This is a genomic window from Kribbella sp. NPDC051137, assembly GCF_040682535.1.
Classification (GTDB): domain Bacteria; phylum Actinomycetota; class Actinomycetes; order Propionibacteriales; family Kribbellaceae; genus Kribbella; species Kribbella karoonensis.
Genome location: NZ_JBFBBI010000009.1, coordinates 175,167 through 190,381, shown reverse-complemented (window position 1 = coordinate 190,381; position 15,215 = coordinate 175,167). Strand labels below are relative to the sequence as shown.

Below are 15,215 nucleotides of genomic sequence, written 5' to 3'. Positions count from 1 at the left end.
CAACTGCCCACTTCGTGGACCTATTCCCAACCAGGCACGGCTGTGACGCGTCTGACGCTCCATGAGCTTGGACGAGGAACTCGTGCGGACCCTGTTGAAAGAGCAGCACCCGGATCTGGCCGACCTGGAGCTCAAGGAGGTGGACGGCGGCTGGGGCAACCAGATGTGGCGCCTCGGCGAGGACCTGGCCTTGAGGATCCCCCGCAACGACCCGACCTCCGTCCCGCTCCTCAACGAGCACCGCTGGCTCCCCGAGATCGCCGCCCGGGTCCCGCTGCCGGTCCCGACCCCGGTGCGGCTCGGTGAACCCTCGGACCGCTTCCCCAAGTCCTGGCTGGTCACCACCTGGGTATCCGGCGAGCCGGCCGACCGTACGCCGATCAGCTCGCCGCAGGCCGCCGACAGCCTGGCCGCTTTCCTGCTGGCGCTGCACACCGAGGCCCCCGCCGACGCGCCGCGGACCCCGGGCCGGGGGGACGGGCTGCGCGGTCACACCGAAGGGTTCGAGAAGTGGGCGGACGAGTTCGCCGTCGAGGACGGCGTACGGGAGGTGTGGGCCGACGGGGTCGCGGCGCCCGAGTACACGGGTACGCCGGTGTGGCTGCACAGCGACCTGCATCCGGCGAACGTGGTCGTTGCCGACGGCACCCTCGCGGGCGTGGTCGACTTCGGCGACCTGTCCCACGGCGACCCGGCCACCGACCTGTCGGCCGCCTGGCTGCTGCTGCCCGACGGCTCGGTGGACCGCTTCTTCGAGGCTTACCCGGTCGACGACGCGACCTACCGCCGGGCCCGCGCCTGGGCCGCCGCCCGCGCGCTGTCGTTGATCGCCATCGGGACCGCCGGGGTGAAGGGTCTCCGCGGCGGCAAGCCGACCTGGCTGCCGGCCGGCCACGCGGCGATGCAGCGCATCCTTTCGGGCGGTCTCTAGACTCGGGCCGCCGGGAGGAGGGCGTATGCGGGGCGAGTTGGCAGGGCAGTTGTCGCAGTTGCGTGACCTGACCGGACGTAGCCTGCGGGAGCTGGCCCGCGATATCAACGCCAGCAGCTCCTCGCTCTCGCGGTACTTCTCGGGTCAGGCCGTGCCGCCGTGGCCGACGGTGGTTGCCCTGTGCAAGGCCGCCGGCCGCGACCCCCGTCCGCTGCGGGACGTGTGGGAGCGTGCCAAGACCGACGGGCCACGGACAGATCCGCCTGCAGCCCCACAGGTACGCAATGACCTGCCACACGACGTCATGGCGTTCACAGGTCGCCGTGCTGAGCTGGAAACCCTCCTGCAGGCAGCACGCAGTACGGCGGTGGTGACGATCGACGGCATGGGTGGTGTCGGCAAGTCCGCGCTGGCCGTGCACGCCGCACACCTGCTGACCGCCGACCACCCCGACGGGCAGCTCTACCAGGACCTGCACGGGTTCACACCCGGGCGGGAGCCTGTCGAGCCGTCCGAGGCACTCCGGGTGCTGCTGACCGCTCTCGGCCTGGCACCGGCCCGGATCCCGGACGGACTGGTCGAGCGGGCCGCCCTCTGGCGGTCCGAGCTGGCAACCAGGCGCGCGGTCGTGGTGCTGGACAACGCCGCCGACGCAGAGCACGTCCGGGACCTGCTGCCAGGTGCCGGCCAGAGCTTCGTCGTGATCACCAGTCGCCGGCGGCTGGTGGAGCTGGACGGCGTACGACCGGTCTCGCTGGACGTGCTGCCGCCCGATGACGCCGTACAGCTGCTGACCGAGTCGGCCGGTGGGACCCGGCCGGGCGACATCGACGAGGTCCTGCGGCGTTGCGGGAACCTGCCGCTCGCGATCCGAGTGGTCGCCGCCCGGCTACGGCACCGTCCCGCGTGGACGCTCGACACTCTCGTGGAACGCCTGCGGGAGGGCGAGCTGGCGGTGGGCGACGTCTTCGAGATGTCACTGCGGCAACTGGATCCGGCACAGCGGCGGATGTTCCAGCTGCTCGGGCAGGTGCCGGGCGACGATATCGACGCGTACGGCGCCGCCGCGCTGGCCGGGATCCCGTTGGGGAACGCCCGCTCGCTCCTGGAGGATCTGGTGGACGCGCACCTGGTCCAGGAGCCGGCCGCGGGCCGCTACCGCATGCACGACCTGCTCCGCCAGGCTGCCCGCGCGGACGACCCCGCGGCGGATCCGGTGCCCGCGATCACCCGGCTCGGCGACTATTACCTGACCTGCCTGATCGCCGTGAAGCAGCTTGTCCAGGTTGTCTTCCCACTGCCGGTCACGGTCTCGCAGCCGCCTGCGGCGTTGCCCGATCTCGACAGCGACGTCAGCTGGCTGGACACCGAGTGGGACAACCTCATGGCCACGTTCACGCTCGCCGTACAGCTGCGGATCGACACCGTGGCCGTTGGGCTCGGTCAGATCGTGACGATCGCCCACGGACGCCGTGGCGGTTCGAGACAGCTGCTGGACGCGCTCGTGGCCAGTACGCCGGCTGCTGAACGGCTCGGTGTCCGTCGGGTTCTTGCCTCGCACCACTACCTCCTGGGCGTCCTGCACCTGCGGATGGGACTGCCGACGCAGGCGGGCGTGGAACTCCGGGCTGCGCGCGCACTGATGGACGGTGATCGTGTCGGCGAGGCGATGGCCCTCTTTCAGCTGGGAGAGCTCTACGAGCACAGCGACACCGCGCAGGCAGTGGACTTCCTGGAGCAGGCGGTCGCCGTTCTCCCACCTGAGGAGGCCCTCGTGCGGCTACGGGTGCGAGCCACGCTCGCGCACGCGCTCCTGCGTCTGGACAAGTACGACACCGCCCGCGAGATCGCTGCCGACGTACTGGAGGCCACCCGCGACAGCGACCGTCAGACCGCGCGCATGTGTCTGGACGTGCTCGGCCGCGCGGCCCTGGGACTGGGAGACCTACAGGGTGCGCTCGACTTCGCGGAGCGGTCTGTCGCCATCAGCCGGGCGACCCAGCACGCGCTGTTCGAAGCGAACAGCCTTACCGACGTAGCCGTCGCCCTGCTGCACCTGGGACGTCGGGACGAGGCCGCGACCAGGCAGGCCGAGGCTGTCCGCATTCTCGAGCAGGCGGGCGAGCCGGACCGGCTGGTCCGCGGTCTCCTGCCGTACGCCGAGGCGTGTCTGGCCACCGGCGACCCGGACACCGCAGCACAGAACTTCCAGGCGGCGCTGGACCTCGCTATCTCCCACGGCCTCGACTACCTGGTCCCGGCGGCGCGTGCAGGCCTGTCCCGTCCCGTCCCGGGACACCAGTCCTAGAAGCACGAATCCGCAGGTCAGCCCGCACAGATCTGTCCCGGGAGACCGGCGACCGGATTGTCCCGGCCTGACCTGACGCCGAAGCTTCCGGCCATGGACCTCCCCGCGCTCTGGGCAGTAGACGGAACAGTCGCCGCACCACCGGCAGCCGTCGCCGGACTGCTGCTCGCTGTCTCCGAAGGCCGGGTCGGCTACGACAATCTGCTGGTCCTCGCCCACGCCTCGGCCGCCCGCCGAGGATCCATGACCGTGGTCGCAGCACCCGACACCGGCGTCTACCGGGCCGAGCTCGCCGGACCGGTCGCGCCGGCGGTGATCCGCGTCGATCCCGCGAGCTCCACGCTGGCGGTGCAGAGCTGGTACGCCGGGATCTACGCCGTGACTGCGTGCTCCGCCGGCGCACTGGTCACCCACCGGGTACACCGCGTCGTCCCGAGCCATCCGGGCTTCGCGGACGGGATCGCCGACCTCGGTCTGCGGGTCCGGATGCGCCGCGACCTGGACGACGTGCTGGGCGTCATCGCCGACCGGCTCGGCTGCTGACATGTCCTTCCACCGCGACTGCCGGCGTGTCAGCGCGACGGCGGCCCGGTGTCAGGGCGCTCTTCCAGAGTGGTCACAACAACAACGTTCGCAACCGTCAGAGAGGCAACACCATGTCTACTTTCAACACCCCCGAGGCCATCTCCGCAGTCCTGAACATCCCCGCCGGCCGGATCAGCTTCGCCGCCTCCGAGCGGACCGACAGCACCGTCCAGGTACAGCCGCTCGACCCGTCGAAGGGCCGGGACGTCAAGGCGGCCGAGGCGACCCAGGTCGAGTACGCGGACGGCGTACTGCGGATCACGGTCGTCACCAAGAACCAGTACTTCGGCCCGTCCGGGTCCGTCGCGGTGCAGGTCGAACTGCCCGCCGGGTCCCAGGTCGAGGTGAAGGCGGCCAGCACCGAACTGGAGACCAGCGGGCCGCTCGGCGCCGTGGTCGTCGAGAGCTCGCACGGCTCGATCAAGCTCGCCGACGTGGCGAGCGCCCGGGTCGCCACCGTCGCCGGTGACGTCGCGATCGGCCACCTGAACGGGCCGGCCGAGGTCCGCACCAGCAAGGGGGACATCCGGATCGCCGAGGCCGAGCAGGGCGCGCTCGAGCTGCGCACCGACGTCGGCGAGATCGAGGTCGGCGCGGCCGCGGGTGTCTCGGCCGCGCTCGACGCCGGCACCACCACCGGCCGGATCAACAACTCGCTGAAGAACTCCGAGGCCGCCCAGCTCACCATCCGGGCGACCACCACCGTCGGCGACATCGTCGCCCACAGCCTCTGACCGAAGGGAACACCACTGATGGCAACGAACGGAATCTCCGCGGCCGCCGAGAAGCGGCTGCACGAGGTCCTGTCCGGGTACGTCGACTCCGGGAAGATTCCCGGGGTCGTCGCCCTGGTCGGCCGCGGCGACGCCGAGCCGTACGTCGAGACCCTCGGGACCATGCGCCACGACGGCGGCCCGCCGATGCAGCGGGACACCGTCTTCCGGATGGCGTCGACCTCCAAGCCGGTCACGGTCGCGGCCGCGATGGTGCTGCTCGACGAGTGCCGGATCCGGCTGGACGACGTGGTCGACACCTGGCTGCCGGAACTCGCCGACCGCAAGGTGCTCCGCACCATCAACTCCGAACTGGACGACACGGTGCCGGCGAAGCGGCCGATCACCGTCCGGGACGTGCTGACCTCGACGTTCGGGCTCGGCATGGACATGACCTCGCTCGGTACCCCGATCATGAACGAGGTCTTCGCCCAGGGCCTCACGCCCAACCTGCCCGAGCCGATGCCCGAGCAGGACGAATGGATGCGCCGCCTCGGGACCCTGCCGCTGATGCACCAGCCCGGTGAGCTGTGGCAGTACCAGATCAGCAGCGACCTGCTCGGCGTACTGGTCTCCAGAGTCTCCGGCCAGTCGTACGGCGACTTCCTGCAGGAGCGGGTGTTCGGGCCGCTCGGGATGAAGGACACCGGGTTCTACGTACCGCAGAAGGACCTGCACCGGCTGCCACCGCTCTACGTGCCGGACCCGGCGAGCGGTGAGTTCCACGTGTGGGACGAGGCCGAGGGCGGCCGGCACAGCACGCCACCGGCGTTCCAGGGCGGAGGCGGCGGGCTGAACTCGACCGCCGACGACTACTACGCGTACTTCCGGATGTTGCTGAACCTGGGCAAGCACCAGGGCGAGCGGATCCTGTCCCGGCCGGCGGTGGAGCTGATGACCACCAACCGGCTCACGGCGGAGCAGCTGGCCTGGCGGGAGGCGATGGCGCGGGACAACGTGCACATCTCGTTCGGCCAGGGCCAGCACGGCGGCTGGGGCTTCGGGATGGCGGTTCGCACGTACCGCGGCGACTACGCCCCGGTCGGCCAGTTCGGCTGGGACGGCGGCTCCGGTACGTCAACGTATGCCGACCCGGTCAACCAGGTCGTCGGCATCCTGCTGACCCAGGTCGGCGCGTCCACCGCGACACCGATGCAGATCATGCAGGACTTCTGGACGACGATCTACCAGTCTCTCGACGACTGACACCTGCTGCCCGGCTCAGGAATCCCTGAGCCGGGCAGGTTCGTTCAGCGGACGGCCTGGGCGATGAAGTCGGCGACCGCCTTCGGCTGCGAGACGGCGACGGCGTGCGAGCCGTCGACCTCGACGGTGGTCGCGTTCGCGCGAGCGGCCATCTTCCGCTGGCCCTCCGGGTGGATCGCCTCGTCGTGGGTGGCGACCAGGTCGTAGACCGGGAGGCGCTTCCAGGTCGCCGTACCGGACTTCTCGTCGAACGCCGCCGCCGCGATCGGGCGCTGCGTCCGGCCGAGCAGTTCGGCGTCCTCGACGTCGGCCGCGAACAGCGCCGGGAACTTGTCCCGGTCGATGCTCAGCCAGGTCTCCTCGCCGTCGCCGGCCGGAAGCTGGTGCGGGACCAGACCGGAGGCGAAGTCGTTGGCGGGGAAGCTGCCGAGGAGGTCCTGCAGGCTCTCGCCCTCCTCCGGGACGAACGCCGCGACGTACACCAGCGCGGACACGTTGTCGGCCTGGGCAGCGGCGGCGGTGATCACGGCACCGCCGTACGAGTGCCCCACCAGCACGACCGGGCCGTCGATCTCGCGAACCTGGGCGGCCACGCGGCTGCCGTCGAGCGCGGGCCCGCGCAGCTCGTTCGCGACCGCGATCGCCGGGATGCCCTGGCTGGTGAGCTCGGCGATCACCCCGTTCCAGCTGCTGTTCTCCGCAAACGCCCCGTGCACCAGGACGACGGTGGGGGTCTTCTCACTCATCTCGCGTTTCCCTTCGTGGTTGCTTGATAGAAGGAAACCGCTCAAGCCTGCTCCCGCGGATCGCGTGAACGCATGAATCTGCTCGGGGCGCCGGCTCCCGCGGTGCACCCGAATCTCATGCGTTCGGGGGAGGAGCGAACCGCTCCAGCACCAACCGGGTCAGCTGCACTCGCGAGTTCACCCCGAGCTTGCCGAACACGGCTCGCAGATGCGTCCCGACCGTACTGGCCGATACCACCAGCTCGTCGGCCGCCGACCGGTTCGTATGACCGTCCGCCACCAGTAAGGCGACCCGACGCTCCATGGGCGTCAGCGACTCCCACCCCTGCTGAGCCCGCGGCGGTACGGCGGCCCAGCGACGCCGCCGGACTCCGGCTGCCTGCAGCACCGCCTGGATCCGTCCGGCCGGAGCCGTCGCGCCCAGAGCAGCCAGGCTGTCCAGGGCCTGCTCCAGCGCCCGTACGCCGGTCGTACGGTCGCCCGCGTCCAGAGCAGCCCGCCCGTACCGCTCCGCGACCTGTGCGACCAGCAACGGCCGGTGAGTAGTACGGACGACCTCTAACGCCGCGGCCAGCTGCTCAACGTCGTTGCCAGCGGCTACTACCGCTAGTGCGCCACGGCTTGCTGCTGACGGCTGCAGCTGCTCCAGCTGGCGCCACGCGTTGGCCTCCAGCAGTAAGCCGATGCGCTCCGGGACGTCGTGTGGCGTGCCGGCCAAGCGCTCTACTGCCTGCGGGTCACCGTCTGCCATGGCCAGCAAGGCACTGATGGTCGGGTCGTGACCCGCAAGCTTCCGTGCCTGGCTGAGGTGCCCGCGGAGCAGAGCGATCAGCGCGAGGACCTGGTCTGCTGCTGGGGCGAGGGTCTGGTCGTGGAGCTGGTCCATCCAGCGCAGACCGGACTGTGCGGCGTCTTCTGCCTCCCGCAGGTTGCCGGACGCGTACTCGAGCCGCGCCCGCAGCACAGCCAGCTGGGGAGCGGCCCACGAGTCGCCCGCGGTCATCAGCTCTCGCACGCGCTCCAGCGCGGCAGGCAGGTCGTCCGTCTCGGCACGGCAGTACAGCTCGCCCACTTCGACCTGCGTAGCCGGCAGGCTGCCGAGACCGACCGGCGCCCGGCGTGCCGCACCGTACAGCTCACGGGCCTCGCCGAACCGCCCCTCAGCCCGGGCCTGCTCAGCTGAAGCCACCAGTTGCAGCCCCTGGGCAATTGGATCGGTTGCTGAAGACGGCGCTTCCGCACCTGCGAGAGCGCGATGGCCGGCGAGGCGTTCGGCGAGCTCGGGTGCTGCACCTGGAACGGTCAGGTCATGCACGTCGAGACGGCGGAAGGGCGCGAGATGCAGAAGCAGCGTCGCCCGCAGGTCCGGCGTCGCATCGCGCAGCAGGTCGTCCGCGAACGCCTTCGCACGGTCGTACTGCCAGGCAGCGAGCAATACGCTCACCACGTCGACACCGACCTCAGCCCGCAGCGGATCACCCACCCTGGTGAGTTCGAACGCCTGCTGGATCACCTCGGCGGCTGTTGTCGACATAGTGGCCAGCAGGTCCCGCGCCGCTTCCCTCAGCGTCTCAACAGCCACCACGTCACCCGGCTGCGCTACAGCAAGCACATGCGGCGCGGCTGCGGCAGCACCACGCCCCGCAGCCATCAACTGGTTCGCAATCGCCCCGTGCAGCGCCCGCTGAGCAGACGGCGGTACGTCGGCCAGCGCCGCGGAGCGAAGCAGCTCGTGCCGGAACCGCAGTACCGAACCGCCGTCAACCAGCAGCCCTGCCTTGATCGCCTCCTCCAACGGCGCTGCCAGCCGCGCTACCGGCGCAGCCATCAGTACGGCGACGTCCTCCAGCTGGAACTCGCTCCCGAAGACAGCCGCCGTCCGTACCAGCTCACGGCTCGTCTCGGACAGCTCAGCCGTACGCCGACGTACACCCTCGACCAGCCCCGCGGACAGGTCGTTGTCGCTCAGGTACAGCCCGGCAATGAGCTGCTCGGCCAGGAACGGGATCCCTTGTACGCCGGCCAGCTGTACGGCGAGCGACGGGTCCACCGCATGGTTCAACCGGTCCGCGGCGAGGTCCTGGATCGCCTCCGCGGTCAACGGCGCCAGCCGGATGCTGTGCACCGGTACGTTGACCGCCTCGACCAGCTGGTCCGTCGTACCGCCAGGAGAGGGCCGAGTAGCTAGCAGCCACAGCACTTGTGCTGCGGGGAGCCTGTCGATCACGACCCGCAGTACGAACGCCGTGAGCGGGTCCGACCACTGTGCGTCGTCCAGCACGATCAGCGCGCGTACACCGGCCAGCCGCCGCCCTATGAGGTCGGCCAACCGCTCAGCCAGCCACAAGGGCTGCGTGTTGAGGCCAGCCAGTTCCAGGAACTGGTCGGTGTCGATCAGCGGCTCTGCACCGCTCCGGAGCGCAGGAGCGAGCGAGGCGAGCGGGCTGATGTTGTCGGTCTGGTGCGCAACCGCACTGGCCACCAGGAAGCCCTGCCGCTCGGCCTGCTCCACAGCCGCCGCCAGCAACGCTGACTTGCCGATCCCTGGCTCACCGCTGACAACCGCCAGTGATGCTCGTCCGTTGCCTGCTGCACGCAATGCGTCCAGGAGCTTGCCCAGCTCCTCAGACCGTCCCCGCAGCGGCACCATGGTGGATTTGTATCAACCGCAGCGCCGGACAGCCAGCAGGGCATACACCCGGGCAGCGTGCAGTACGTCGGCCAGTACGACGTGCTCGTCCGCGGCATGCGCGTACCGGACGTCACCCGGGCCGTACTGCAACGTCGGGATGCCTGAGGCGGCGTACTGCCGCAGATCCGACCCGTACGGCGCCCCCTGCACCGCCGGGGCGTCCCCGCGAACGTCAGCCACTGCCTGGACCGTGTCGGCCAGCAGCGGGTCCCCGTCCGGCAGCATGCCTGACGCGAACTCACCACCCGGCCAACTCACCAGCACCGGGTGCTCCCGCAGCCAGTCGTCCTTCGCGCATGCGTCCGCCACCGCCGCCTCGAACGCGGCCCGCGCTTCCGCAACGCCTTCACCCAGCCGTACGCCGTACCGACCCTCCGCCACCAGGTGATCCGGCACCGTGCTCGCCCAGTCGCCGGCCGCGATCGTGCCGACGGACAACGGGTTGGCGAGATCCAGGTGCGCGAGCAGCGGATGCGGATCTCGGTTGCGTGCGCGTTCGAGCTCCTGCAGGGCCGCCTGGATCACGGTGAACTTCTCGATCGCGTTCACCCCGCGGCTGCGCGTCGAGCCGTGCGTCGCGAGCCCCGGCACCTCCAGCCGGAACGTCAGCGAGCCCGCGTTCGCCGGGATCACCGCGCCCGCGGTCGGCTCCGCGATCAGGCAGGCCGCGCCACTGTGTCCGCGCCGCAGGGTCGCGAACGCACCGGCGCCGCCGTCCTCCTCACCGATCACCGTGTGTACGGCCAGCGGTTGCCGCAACTGGACACCGGAGGCAACGATCGCGGCGACCGCGCCGAAGATCGCCGCCACGCCGCCCTTCATGTCACAGGTCCCGCGACCCCACATCACACCGTCCTCGATCCGCGCGTCGAACGCCGTACCCGGCACCACGTCGACATGCCCGTTGAGGATCAGCCCCGGCGTCGCGGCGCCGCCGAGAACGCCGACGCATCCCCAGGCCTCGGCCCGCTCGACCTCCATGCCGGGGAACTCCGGATCGTCCACCGGAAGGTCGAGCAGCCAGTGGTCCACCGTCAGCCCGAGCGCCCGCAACCGCGCGGCACACCACGCCTGCACGTCGGCCTCGGCCGGGGTTCCGTCCACGCTCGGAATCCGCACCAGCTCGCGTAGATCGTCGACGATCCGGCTGTCGTCGACGGCGGCCAGAACGGTCCGTTCAGTCTCGAAATCCACAGCACTTGAATACCACCGATCGACCGACAAGAACTGACCGATCGCCCGACAGACGGCCCGCGGCCACTCCTGACAGCCTTCCGGGGAGACGGCCCACTGGGGGTCGGGGGGAAGGGAAACCGCCATGCACCGCAAGAAGAAGATCCTGATCGCCGCAGCCGCCACACTCGTCATCGGCGCCGGCAGCGCGTTCGCCTACTGGAGCACCACGGGCTCGGGCACCGGCTCGGCGGCGACCGCGTCGTCGAACGGCACCATCACCCTGCACGCGAGCTTCGCGGACGGTCTGACGCCGGGCGGCAGCACGCCCGTCACGTTCACGGCGGACAACGGCGGTTCGTCGAGCCTGCAGGTCGGCACGGTGACCTCGGTCGTCACCGCTTCCGGCACCTGTGACCCGACCTGGTTCACCATCGCGCCGGTGGCCGAGAACCAGACCATCGCGGCCGGCGCGTCCGGCGTCCAGTTGACCAACGGAGGCACGCTGAGCTTCGCCGACACCGCAGCCAACCAGGACTCCTGCAAGGGCGCCACGATCACGCTGACGCTGTCCAGCAACTAGTTCGTCGTCGCGGTTTCCCGGGTTCCCGGGCGAGGTGCTTCATCGACCCAGCGCCTCGTCCGGGCCGGGACCGCAGCAGTTCTTGGGGGGAGTGAGCAACGGATGCGAGGCACGCGTACGGCGCCGCGCCGGGTGATCAGGTTCGTGATCGCCGGCCTGTGCCTGGTGCTCGCCGTGGCCGGCCTGGCGTACGCCGCGCAGCCGGCGAAACCCGGCCTGTCGCTGGGCATCTCACCGGCCGGGCAGTCGGTGACCCGCGGCCAGACCGCGACGTACACCGTCAGCGTGACCTCGACGGGAGGCTTCACGGGAGCGGTGTCGCTCAGCGCGAGCGGCCTGCCGAGTGGTGCGTCGGGGACGTTCAGCCCGCCGTCGGTGACGCTCGCTTCGGGCGGTAAGGCGCAGACCACCCTGACCATGAACACGGGGTCCACGACACCGATCGGATCGTTCACCTTCACCGTCCAGGGCGCCAGCGGCAAGGTCAGCGGGACCGTATCGGCCACCCTGACCGTCAACGCGCCGGTCTCGAGTTCGATCGCGCTGTCCGCGACTCCTGCGTCGGTGAGGCTCGCACCCGGGTCCACCGCCGTGTACACCCTGCAACTGACCCGGACGAACTTCCCGGGGCCGATCACCTTGGGCGTCGTCGGCGGCCTGCCCACGGGCGCGACCGCGGTCTACTCACCGAACCCGGCAACCGGCACCTCGTCGACACTGCAGATCACCACACCCACAACCGCGAACGACGGCACCTACACGCTCTACCTGACCGCATCCGGTCAGAGCCAGTCCGGCTCCCCGCTGTACGCCTACGCGAGCGTGCAACTCGTCGTACAAAGCACAGGGAAGCCGTTCACGATCAGCGGCAACCTGTCCGGCGCACTGGCTCCGGGTGTTTCCCGGCCGCTCGGCCTCACGCTGACCAACCCGAACAAGAAGCCGATCTCCGTGACGAACCTGACCGTCGCCCTCGCCTCGGTGACGCGCACGCAGTACGCGATCAGCCACAACCAGCCGTGCGGACCGGCCGACTACAAGATCACGCAGTACTCCGGGACCTATCCGCTGACCGTTCCGGGCAACGCTGCCGCCGTCGTGCCGATCGGATCCGCGCCGCAGGTCGCGATGCTCGACACAGCCTCGAACCAGGACGGCTGCAAAGGCGCGACAGTCACGTTCACCTATTCGGGCGCCGGACAGGGGAGCTGACCATGACTCGACGCTTGTTGCTCATGCTCGGCATCGTCCTCCTCGCGCTGACAGGTGGTGGCACCGCCTGGGCCTTCTGGACCGCGGCCGGCACTGGTACCGGTAGCGCCGCGACCGGCACGCTCAACCCGCCGACGAACGTCACCGCGGTGACGACACCCGGTCTCGGCACGGTCCAGCTCAGCTGGACGGCGTCCGCGCAGGCGAGCGGCTACTACGTCACGCGGGTGCGCGACAGCGACAGTACGACGGCCGCCGCTTGCGGAACATCCCCGTCGCAGCCGACCACCGGTACGTCGTGCGCCGACGCAGCAGTGGCAGACGGTACATATCACTACACGGTCACCGCAGTCCTCGTCACGTGGACAGCCACCAGTGCGCCGAGTGCGAACGTCACGGTGAACAACACCCGGCCGTCGGTCACGGTCAACCAGGCCGCCGGCCAGGCCGATCCGACCTCAGCCGCACCGATCAACTTCACCGCCGTGTTCAGCGAGACCGTCAGCGACTTCACCAGCGCAGACGTCACGGTGTCCCCGGCCGGTGCGACGGCGACGGTGACCGGCAGCGGTACGACGTACAACATCGCCGTCAGCGGACTGGCCGGCACCGGCACGGTCGCCGTGTCGATCGCCGCCAACGTCGCCCATGACGCCGCGGGCGCCGGCAACACCGCGTCGACCAGCACGGACAACTCGGTCCTGTACGACGTGACCGCGCCGACGGCCGCCGCACCGGCAGCGAACGCCGCCGTCACCTACGGCACCTTCGTCAACAACGAGGTCGTCACGCTGACCGACACCGCCACCGACGCGAACTCCGCCGTCGCCTCGGTCGCCTACTACTACTGCGCCGGAGCCACCGGCAGCTGCACCAGCGCGAACTGGACCGCGATCGGTTCGTCCACCGCAGCATCCACCAGCTTCCCGGTCAACTCCACCGCCCCACTCGCCGCCGACGGCCCGTACCGCATCGTCGCCGTAGCAACCGACACCGCAGGCAACCTCAGCACCCCGAGCCCCGCCACCCAGCTCACCGTCGACACCACCCCACCAACCGTCACCCGCCCAACCGTGAACGGACACTCCTGATGAGCATCAAACGCACTTGGCTGATCGCCCTGGTTGCGGTCCTGGTCACGATCGGCGTCGTTGAGAGCCCAGCTGCCTTCGCCGCGGTGAGCACTGTCGTCTTCACCCCGGGCAGCAGAGCTGCAGGGGCGACGTCCAGCTGGGACGTCAACTTCACTCCCAGCAACGGAACGACCGGCGAGCTGAAGGCCGGAGACAAGATCACAGTGACGTTCAACAGCCTGTTCACGGTGTCGACCACGCCGGTGGTGACCCTGCCCGGCGGGTTCACCGGCAACTGCACGACCAGTGTCACCAAGCCGAGCGCGGCCGTCGTCCTGATCGCTCTCGCCGGGTCGACCTGCGACCTCAAGAACGCTTCCGGCACCGTCAGGATCGACGGCATCACCAACCCGGCCGCCGGGACGTACCTGGGGAGCTCCTTCAGTGTCTTGACGACCAAAGACACCGCTGGGTCATCGAACAGCCCGATCGTCATCGACCCAGGTGCGCCCGCCAAGCTCGCGTTCGCCCAGGGACCGGGCAACGGGTTTGCCGGTACTGCGCTCTCGCCCGCGATCACTGTCCAGGTGCAGGATCAGTTCGGCACCGCAACCGGAGCTTCCGGGATCGCCGTCAGCTTGGCATCCTCGCCTGCTGGGATCGATGCCGGCGCGACGGCGACAACCAACGCCTCTGGGCTGGCCACCTTTACCGGGGTGGTCATCAACAAAGCGACCATCGGGCTCACCATCACGGCAACTGCGCCGAGCCTCGTGTCCGCGGTCTCGGCCCCGTTCAACATCACGGTCGCTGTCAGCAGCGGTGCCGTGCTGAGCGGGTCTGCGGACGACGGGACCGGCTCCGGGGTGAAGTCGGTGGCGTATTACTACTGCGCCGGCTACTCCGGCAGTTGCACTAGTGCGAACTGGACGTTGATCGGCTCGTCGACCAGCGCGGCTGCCAGCTACCAGGTGACCTGGACCGCGACGCCGGCAGCCGGTGCCTACCGGGTCGTTGCCAGCAGCATCGACAACGTGACCAACACCAGCCAACCCAGCACAACCACGCCGGTCACGGTCAGCTGAGCAACTCCAGTAGTCGGCGGCCGCCGTGGTTCACCAGGTCCTGGGAGTAGGTCCCGCGATCATGGACGAACTCCGCAACGGAGGCGAACGCCGCCGCGGCGCAGATCGCGACCGCGGGCCGGCCGCTCGCGCGCAACGCCGCCTCGAGGAACAGTCCGTCGACGCCGGGTGCGGCGCCGTCGCGGGCCGCGGAGGACGCCAGCGATACGAGGTCGTAGGCCCGCGCTCCGCTGCCTGCGGCCTCGATGTCCACGATGCCGGTGATCCGCCCCTCGGACACCAGCAGGTTGCCCATGTTCAGGTCGCCGTGCACGAAGTCGTGCCCGGGCAGTACGTCGTCGCGGTACGGCCGGCACAGCTCGCCGTACCGACGTACCAGCTCGGACGCCTCGTCGCCGTACCCGAGCACGCGCTCCCACACGCCGTCCCAGCCGGCGAAGACGACGCCCTGCGCCCAGGCCGACCAGGTCACGTCGTGATCCTCCGGGATCAGGTCCCGCTGGAGTTCGCAGATCCCGATCAGCTCCCGCGCCAGCGCCTCGTCGAGCACCGGCGCGCTGCCGGGCACCAGTTCCTGCAACTGGTACGGCGATCCCGCCGCGGTCGTGCCGACCGCGAGCCAGGCGGGCGTGGGGTAGCCGACCGCCCGGGCGCGGCGGACGAGCTCGGCCGCCCGCCGGACCCGGGGAGCCCAGTCCGGGTTGTCCGTCCACTTCAGGACGACGTCGCCGGTCAGCACGTACGCGGTCGACTGCAGACCACCGGTCAGTTGCCGCACGACCCGATAGTCGGTGCCCAGGGCAACGTTCAGTTCGGCGACAACCGACTCGGTGCTGTCGTTCATGATC

13 protein-coding genes are annotated in these 15,215 nt (G+C 70.0%); 9 read left to right on the top strand and 4 right to left on the bottom strand.

Annotated features, from left to right (window positions below; genetic code table 11):
* Nucleotides 1–61: 61 nt before the first annotated feature.
* The 5 genes from AB0M51_RS40830 to AB0M51_RS40810 all read left to right on the top strand — a co-directional run bounded on the left by AB0M51_RS40830 (nt 62) and on the right by AB0M51_RS40810 (nt 5,803).
* A complete protein-coding gene (locus AB0M51_RS40830) occupies nt 62–931 on the top strand; it encodes an aminoglycoside phosphotransferase family protein (protein WP_363754128.1) in 870 nt (289 codons plus the stop codon).
* A 25-nt stretch (nt 932–956) separates the two neighbouring features.
* Entirely contained in the window at nt 957–3,239 is a 2,283-nt protein-coding gene (locus AB0M51_RS40825; protein ID WP_344202272.1) for a helix-turn-helix domain-containing protein, read from the top strand.
* A gap of 93 nt (nt 3,240–3,332) precedes the next feature.
* The gene (locus tag AB0M51_RS40820) at nt 3,333–3,782 is read left to right on the top strand and encodes a hypothetical protein (protein ID WP_344202274.1); all 450 of its coding nucleotides are present in this window, start codon (nt 3,333–3,335) and stop codon (nt 3,780–3,782) included.
* Between the two features lie 113 nt (nt 3,783–3,895).
* Nucleotides 3,896–4,558, top strand: a complete 663-nt coding sequence (locus AB0M51_RS40815) for a DUF4097 family beta strand repeat-containing protein (RefSeq protein WP_344202277.1) — start codon at nt 3,896–3,898, stop codon at nt 4,556–4,558.
* A gap of 18 nt (nt 4,559–4,576) precedes the next feature.
* Nucleotides 4,577–5,803 (top strand): serine hydrolase domain-containing protein, encoded by a 1,227-nt coding sequence (locus AB0M51_RS40810; protein WP_344202280.1) that lies wholly within the window; start codon nt 4,577–4,579, stop codon nt 5,801–5,803.
* Between the two features lie 44 nt (nt 5,804–5,847).
* Here the strand turns inward: AB0M51_RS40810 and AB0M51_RS40805 are convergent, their stop codons facing one another.
* From AB0M51_RS40805 to AB0M51_RS40795, 3 genes are all read right to left on the bottom strand, one after another.
* Complete coding sequence (locus AB0M51_RS40805) at nt 5,848–6,549, bottom strand: alpha/beta hydrolase (RefSeq protein ID WP_344202283.1); 702 nt, start codon at nt 6,547–6,549, stop codon at nt 5,848–5,850.
* Between the two features lie 115 nt (nt 6,550–6,664).
* Nucleotides 6,665–9,199 carry an AAA family ATPase gene (locus tag AB0M51_RS40800; RefSeq protein WP_344202286.1) on the bottom strand — a complete coding sequence of 845 codons (2,535 nt, stop codon included), beginning with the start codon at nt 9,197–9,199 and terminating at the stop codon, nt 6,665–6,667.
* A gap of 12 nt (nt 9,200–9,211) precedes the next feature.
* A complete protein-coding gene (locus AB0M51_RS40795; RefSeq protein ID WP_344202289.1) occupies nt 9,212–10,435 on the bottom strand; it encodes an ArgE/DapE family deacylase in 1,224 nt (407 codons plus the stop codon).
* A gap of 124 nt (nt 10,436–10,559) precedes the next feature.
* Here AB0M51_RS40795 and AB0M51_RS40790 point away from each other — a divergent pair, with 124 nt between their 5' ends.
* From AB0M51_RS40790 to AB0M51_RS40775, 4 genes are all read left to right on the top strand, one after another.
* A complete protein-coding gene (locus tag AB0M51_RS40790; protein WP_344202291.1) occupies nt 10,560–10,997 on the top strand; it encodes a hypothetical protein in 438 nt (145 codons plus the stop codon).
* A 102-nt stretch (nt 10,998–11,099) separates the two neighbouring features.
* The gene (locus AB0M51_RS40785; protein ID WP_344202294.1) at nt 11,100–12,209 is read left to right on the top strand and encodes a hypothetical protein; all 1,110 of its coding nucleotides are present in this window, start codon (nt 11,100–11,102) and stop codon (nt 12,207–12,209) included.
* Nucleotides 12,210–12,211: 2 nt separating this feature from the next.
* Nucleotides 12,212–13,300, top strand: a complete 1,089-nt coding sequence (locus tag AB0M51_RS40780; protein ID WP_344202297.1) for a hypothetical protein — start codon at nt 12,212–12,214, stop codon at nt 13,298–13,300.
* Nucleotides 13,300–14,367: a hypothetical protein gene (locus tag AB0M51_RS40775; RefSeq protein ID WP_344202300.1), complete on the top strand. Its 1,068-nt coding sequence runs from the start codon at nt 13,300–13,302 to the stop codon at nt 14,365–14,367. The genes AB0M51_RS40780 and AB0M51_RS40775 overlap by 1 nt, the downstream gene beginning before the upstream one ends.
* Here the strand turns inward: AB0M51_RS40775 and AB0M51_RS40770 are convergent.
* The gene (locus AB0M51_RS40770; RefSeq protein ID WP_344202302.1) at nt 14,360–15,211 is read right to left on the bottom strand and encodes an aminoglycoside phosphotransferase family protein; all 852 of its coding nucleotides are present in this window, start codon (nt 15,209–15,211) and stop codon (nt 14,360–14,362) included. The two genes, AB0M51_RS40775 and AB0M51_RS40770, sit on opposite strands and share 8 nt — an antisense overlap.
* Nucleotides 15,212–15,215 lie beyond the last annotated feature (4 nt).

What these genes read in the sequence shown, in the direction of transcription:
- AB0M51_RS40830 (WP_363754128.1), top strand. Translation starts at nt 62, where the DNA reads ATGAGCTTGGACGAGGAACTCGTGCGGACCCTGTTGAAAGAGCAGCAC.
- AB0M51_RS40825 (WP_344202272.1), top strand. Translation starts at nt 957, where the DNA reads ATGCGGGGCGAGTTGGCAGGGCAGTTGTCGCAGTTGCGTGACCTGACC.
- AB0M51_RS40820 (WP_344202274.1), top strand. Translation starts at nt 3,333, where the DNA reads ATGGACCTCCCCGCGCTCTGGGCAGTAGACGGAACAGTCGCCGCACCA.
- AB0M51_RS40815 (WP_344202277.1), top strand. Translation starts at nt 3,896, where the DNA reads ATGTCTACTTTCAACACCCCCGAGGCCATCTCCGCAGTCCTGAACATC.
- AB0M51_RS40810 (WP_344202280.1), top strand. Translation starts at nt 4,577, where the DNA reads ATGGCAACGAACGGAATCTCCGCGGCCGCCGAGAAGCGGCTGCACGAG.
- AB0M51_RS40805 (WP_344202283.1), bottom strand. Translation starts at nt 6,549, where the DNA reads ATGAGTGAGAAGACCCCCACCGTCGTCCTGGTGCACGGGGCGTTTGCG.
- AB0M51_RS40800 (WP_344202286.1), bottom strand. Translation starts at nt 9,199, where the DNA reads ATGGTGCCGCTGCGGGGACGGTCTGAGGAGCTGGGCAAGCTCCTGGAC.
- AB0M51_RS40790 (WP_344202291.1), top strand. Translation starts at nt 10,560, where the DNA reads ATGCACCGCAAGAAGAAGATCCTGATCGCCGCAGCCGCCACACTCGTC.
- AB0M51_RS40785 (WP_344202294.1), top strand. Translation starts at nt 11,100, where the DNA reads ATGCGAGGCACGCGTACGGCGCCGCGCCGGGTGATCAGGTTCGTGATC.
- AB0M51_RS40780 (WP_344202297.1), top strand. Translation starts at nt 12,212, where the DNA reads ATGACTCGACGCTTGTTGCTCATGCTCGGCATCGTCCTCCTCGCGCTG.
- AB0M51_RS40775 (WP_344202300.1), top strand. Translation starts at nt 13,300, where the DNA reads ATGAGCATCAAACGCACTTGGCTGATCGCCCTGGTTGCGGTCCTGGTC.
- AB0M51_RS40770 (WP_344202302.1), bottom strand. Translation starts at nt 15,211, where the DNA reads ATGAACGACAGCACCGAGTCGGTTGTCGCCGAACTGAACGTTGCCCTG.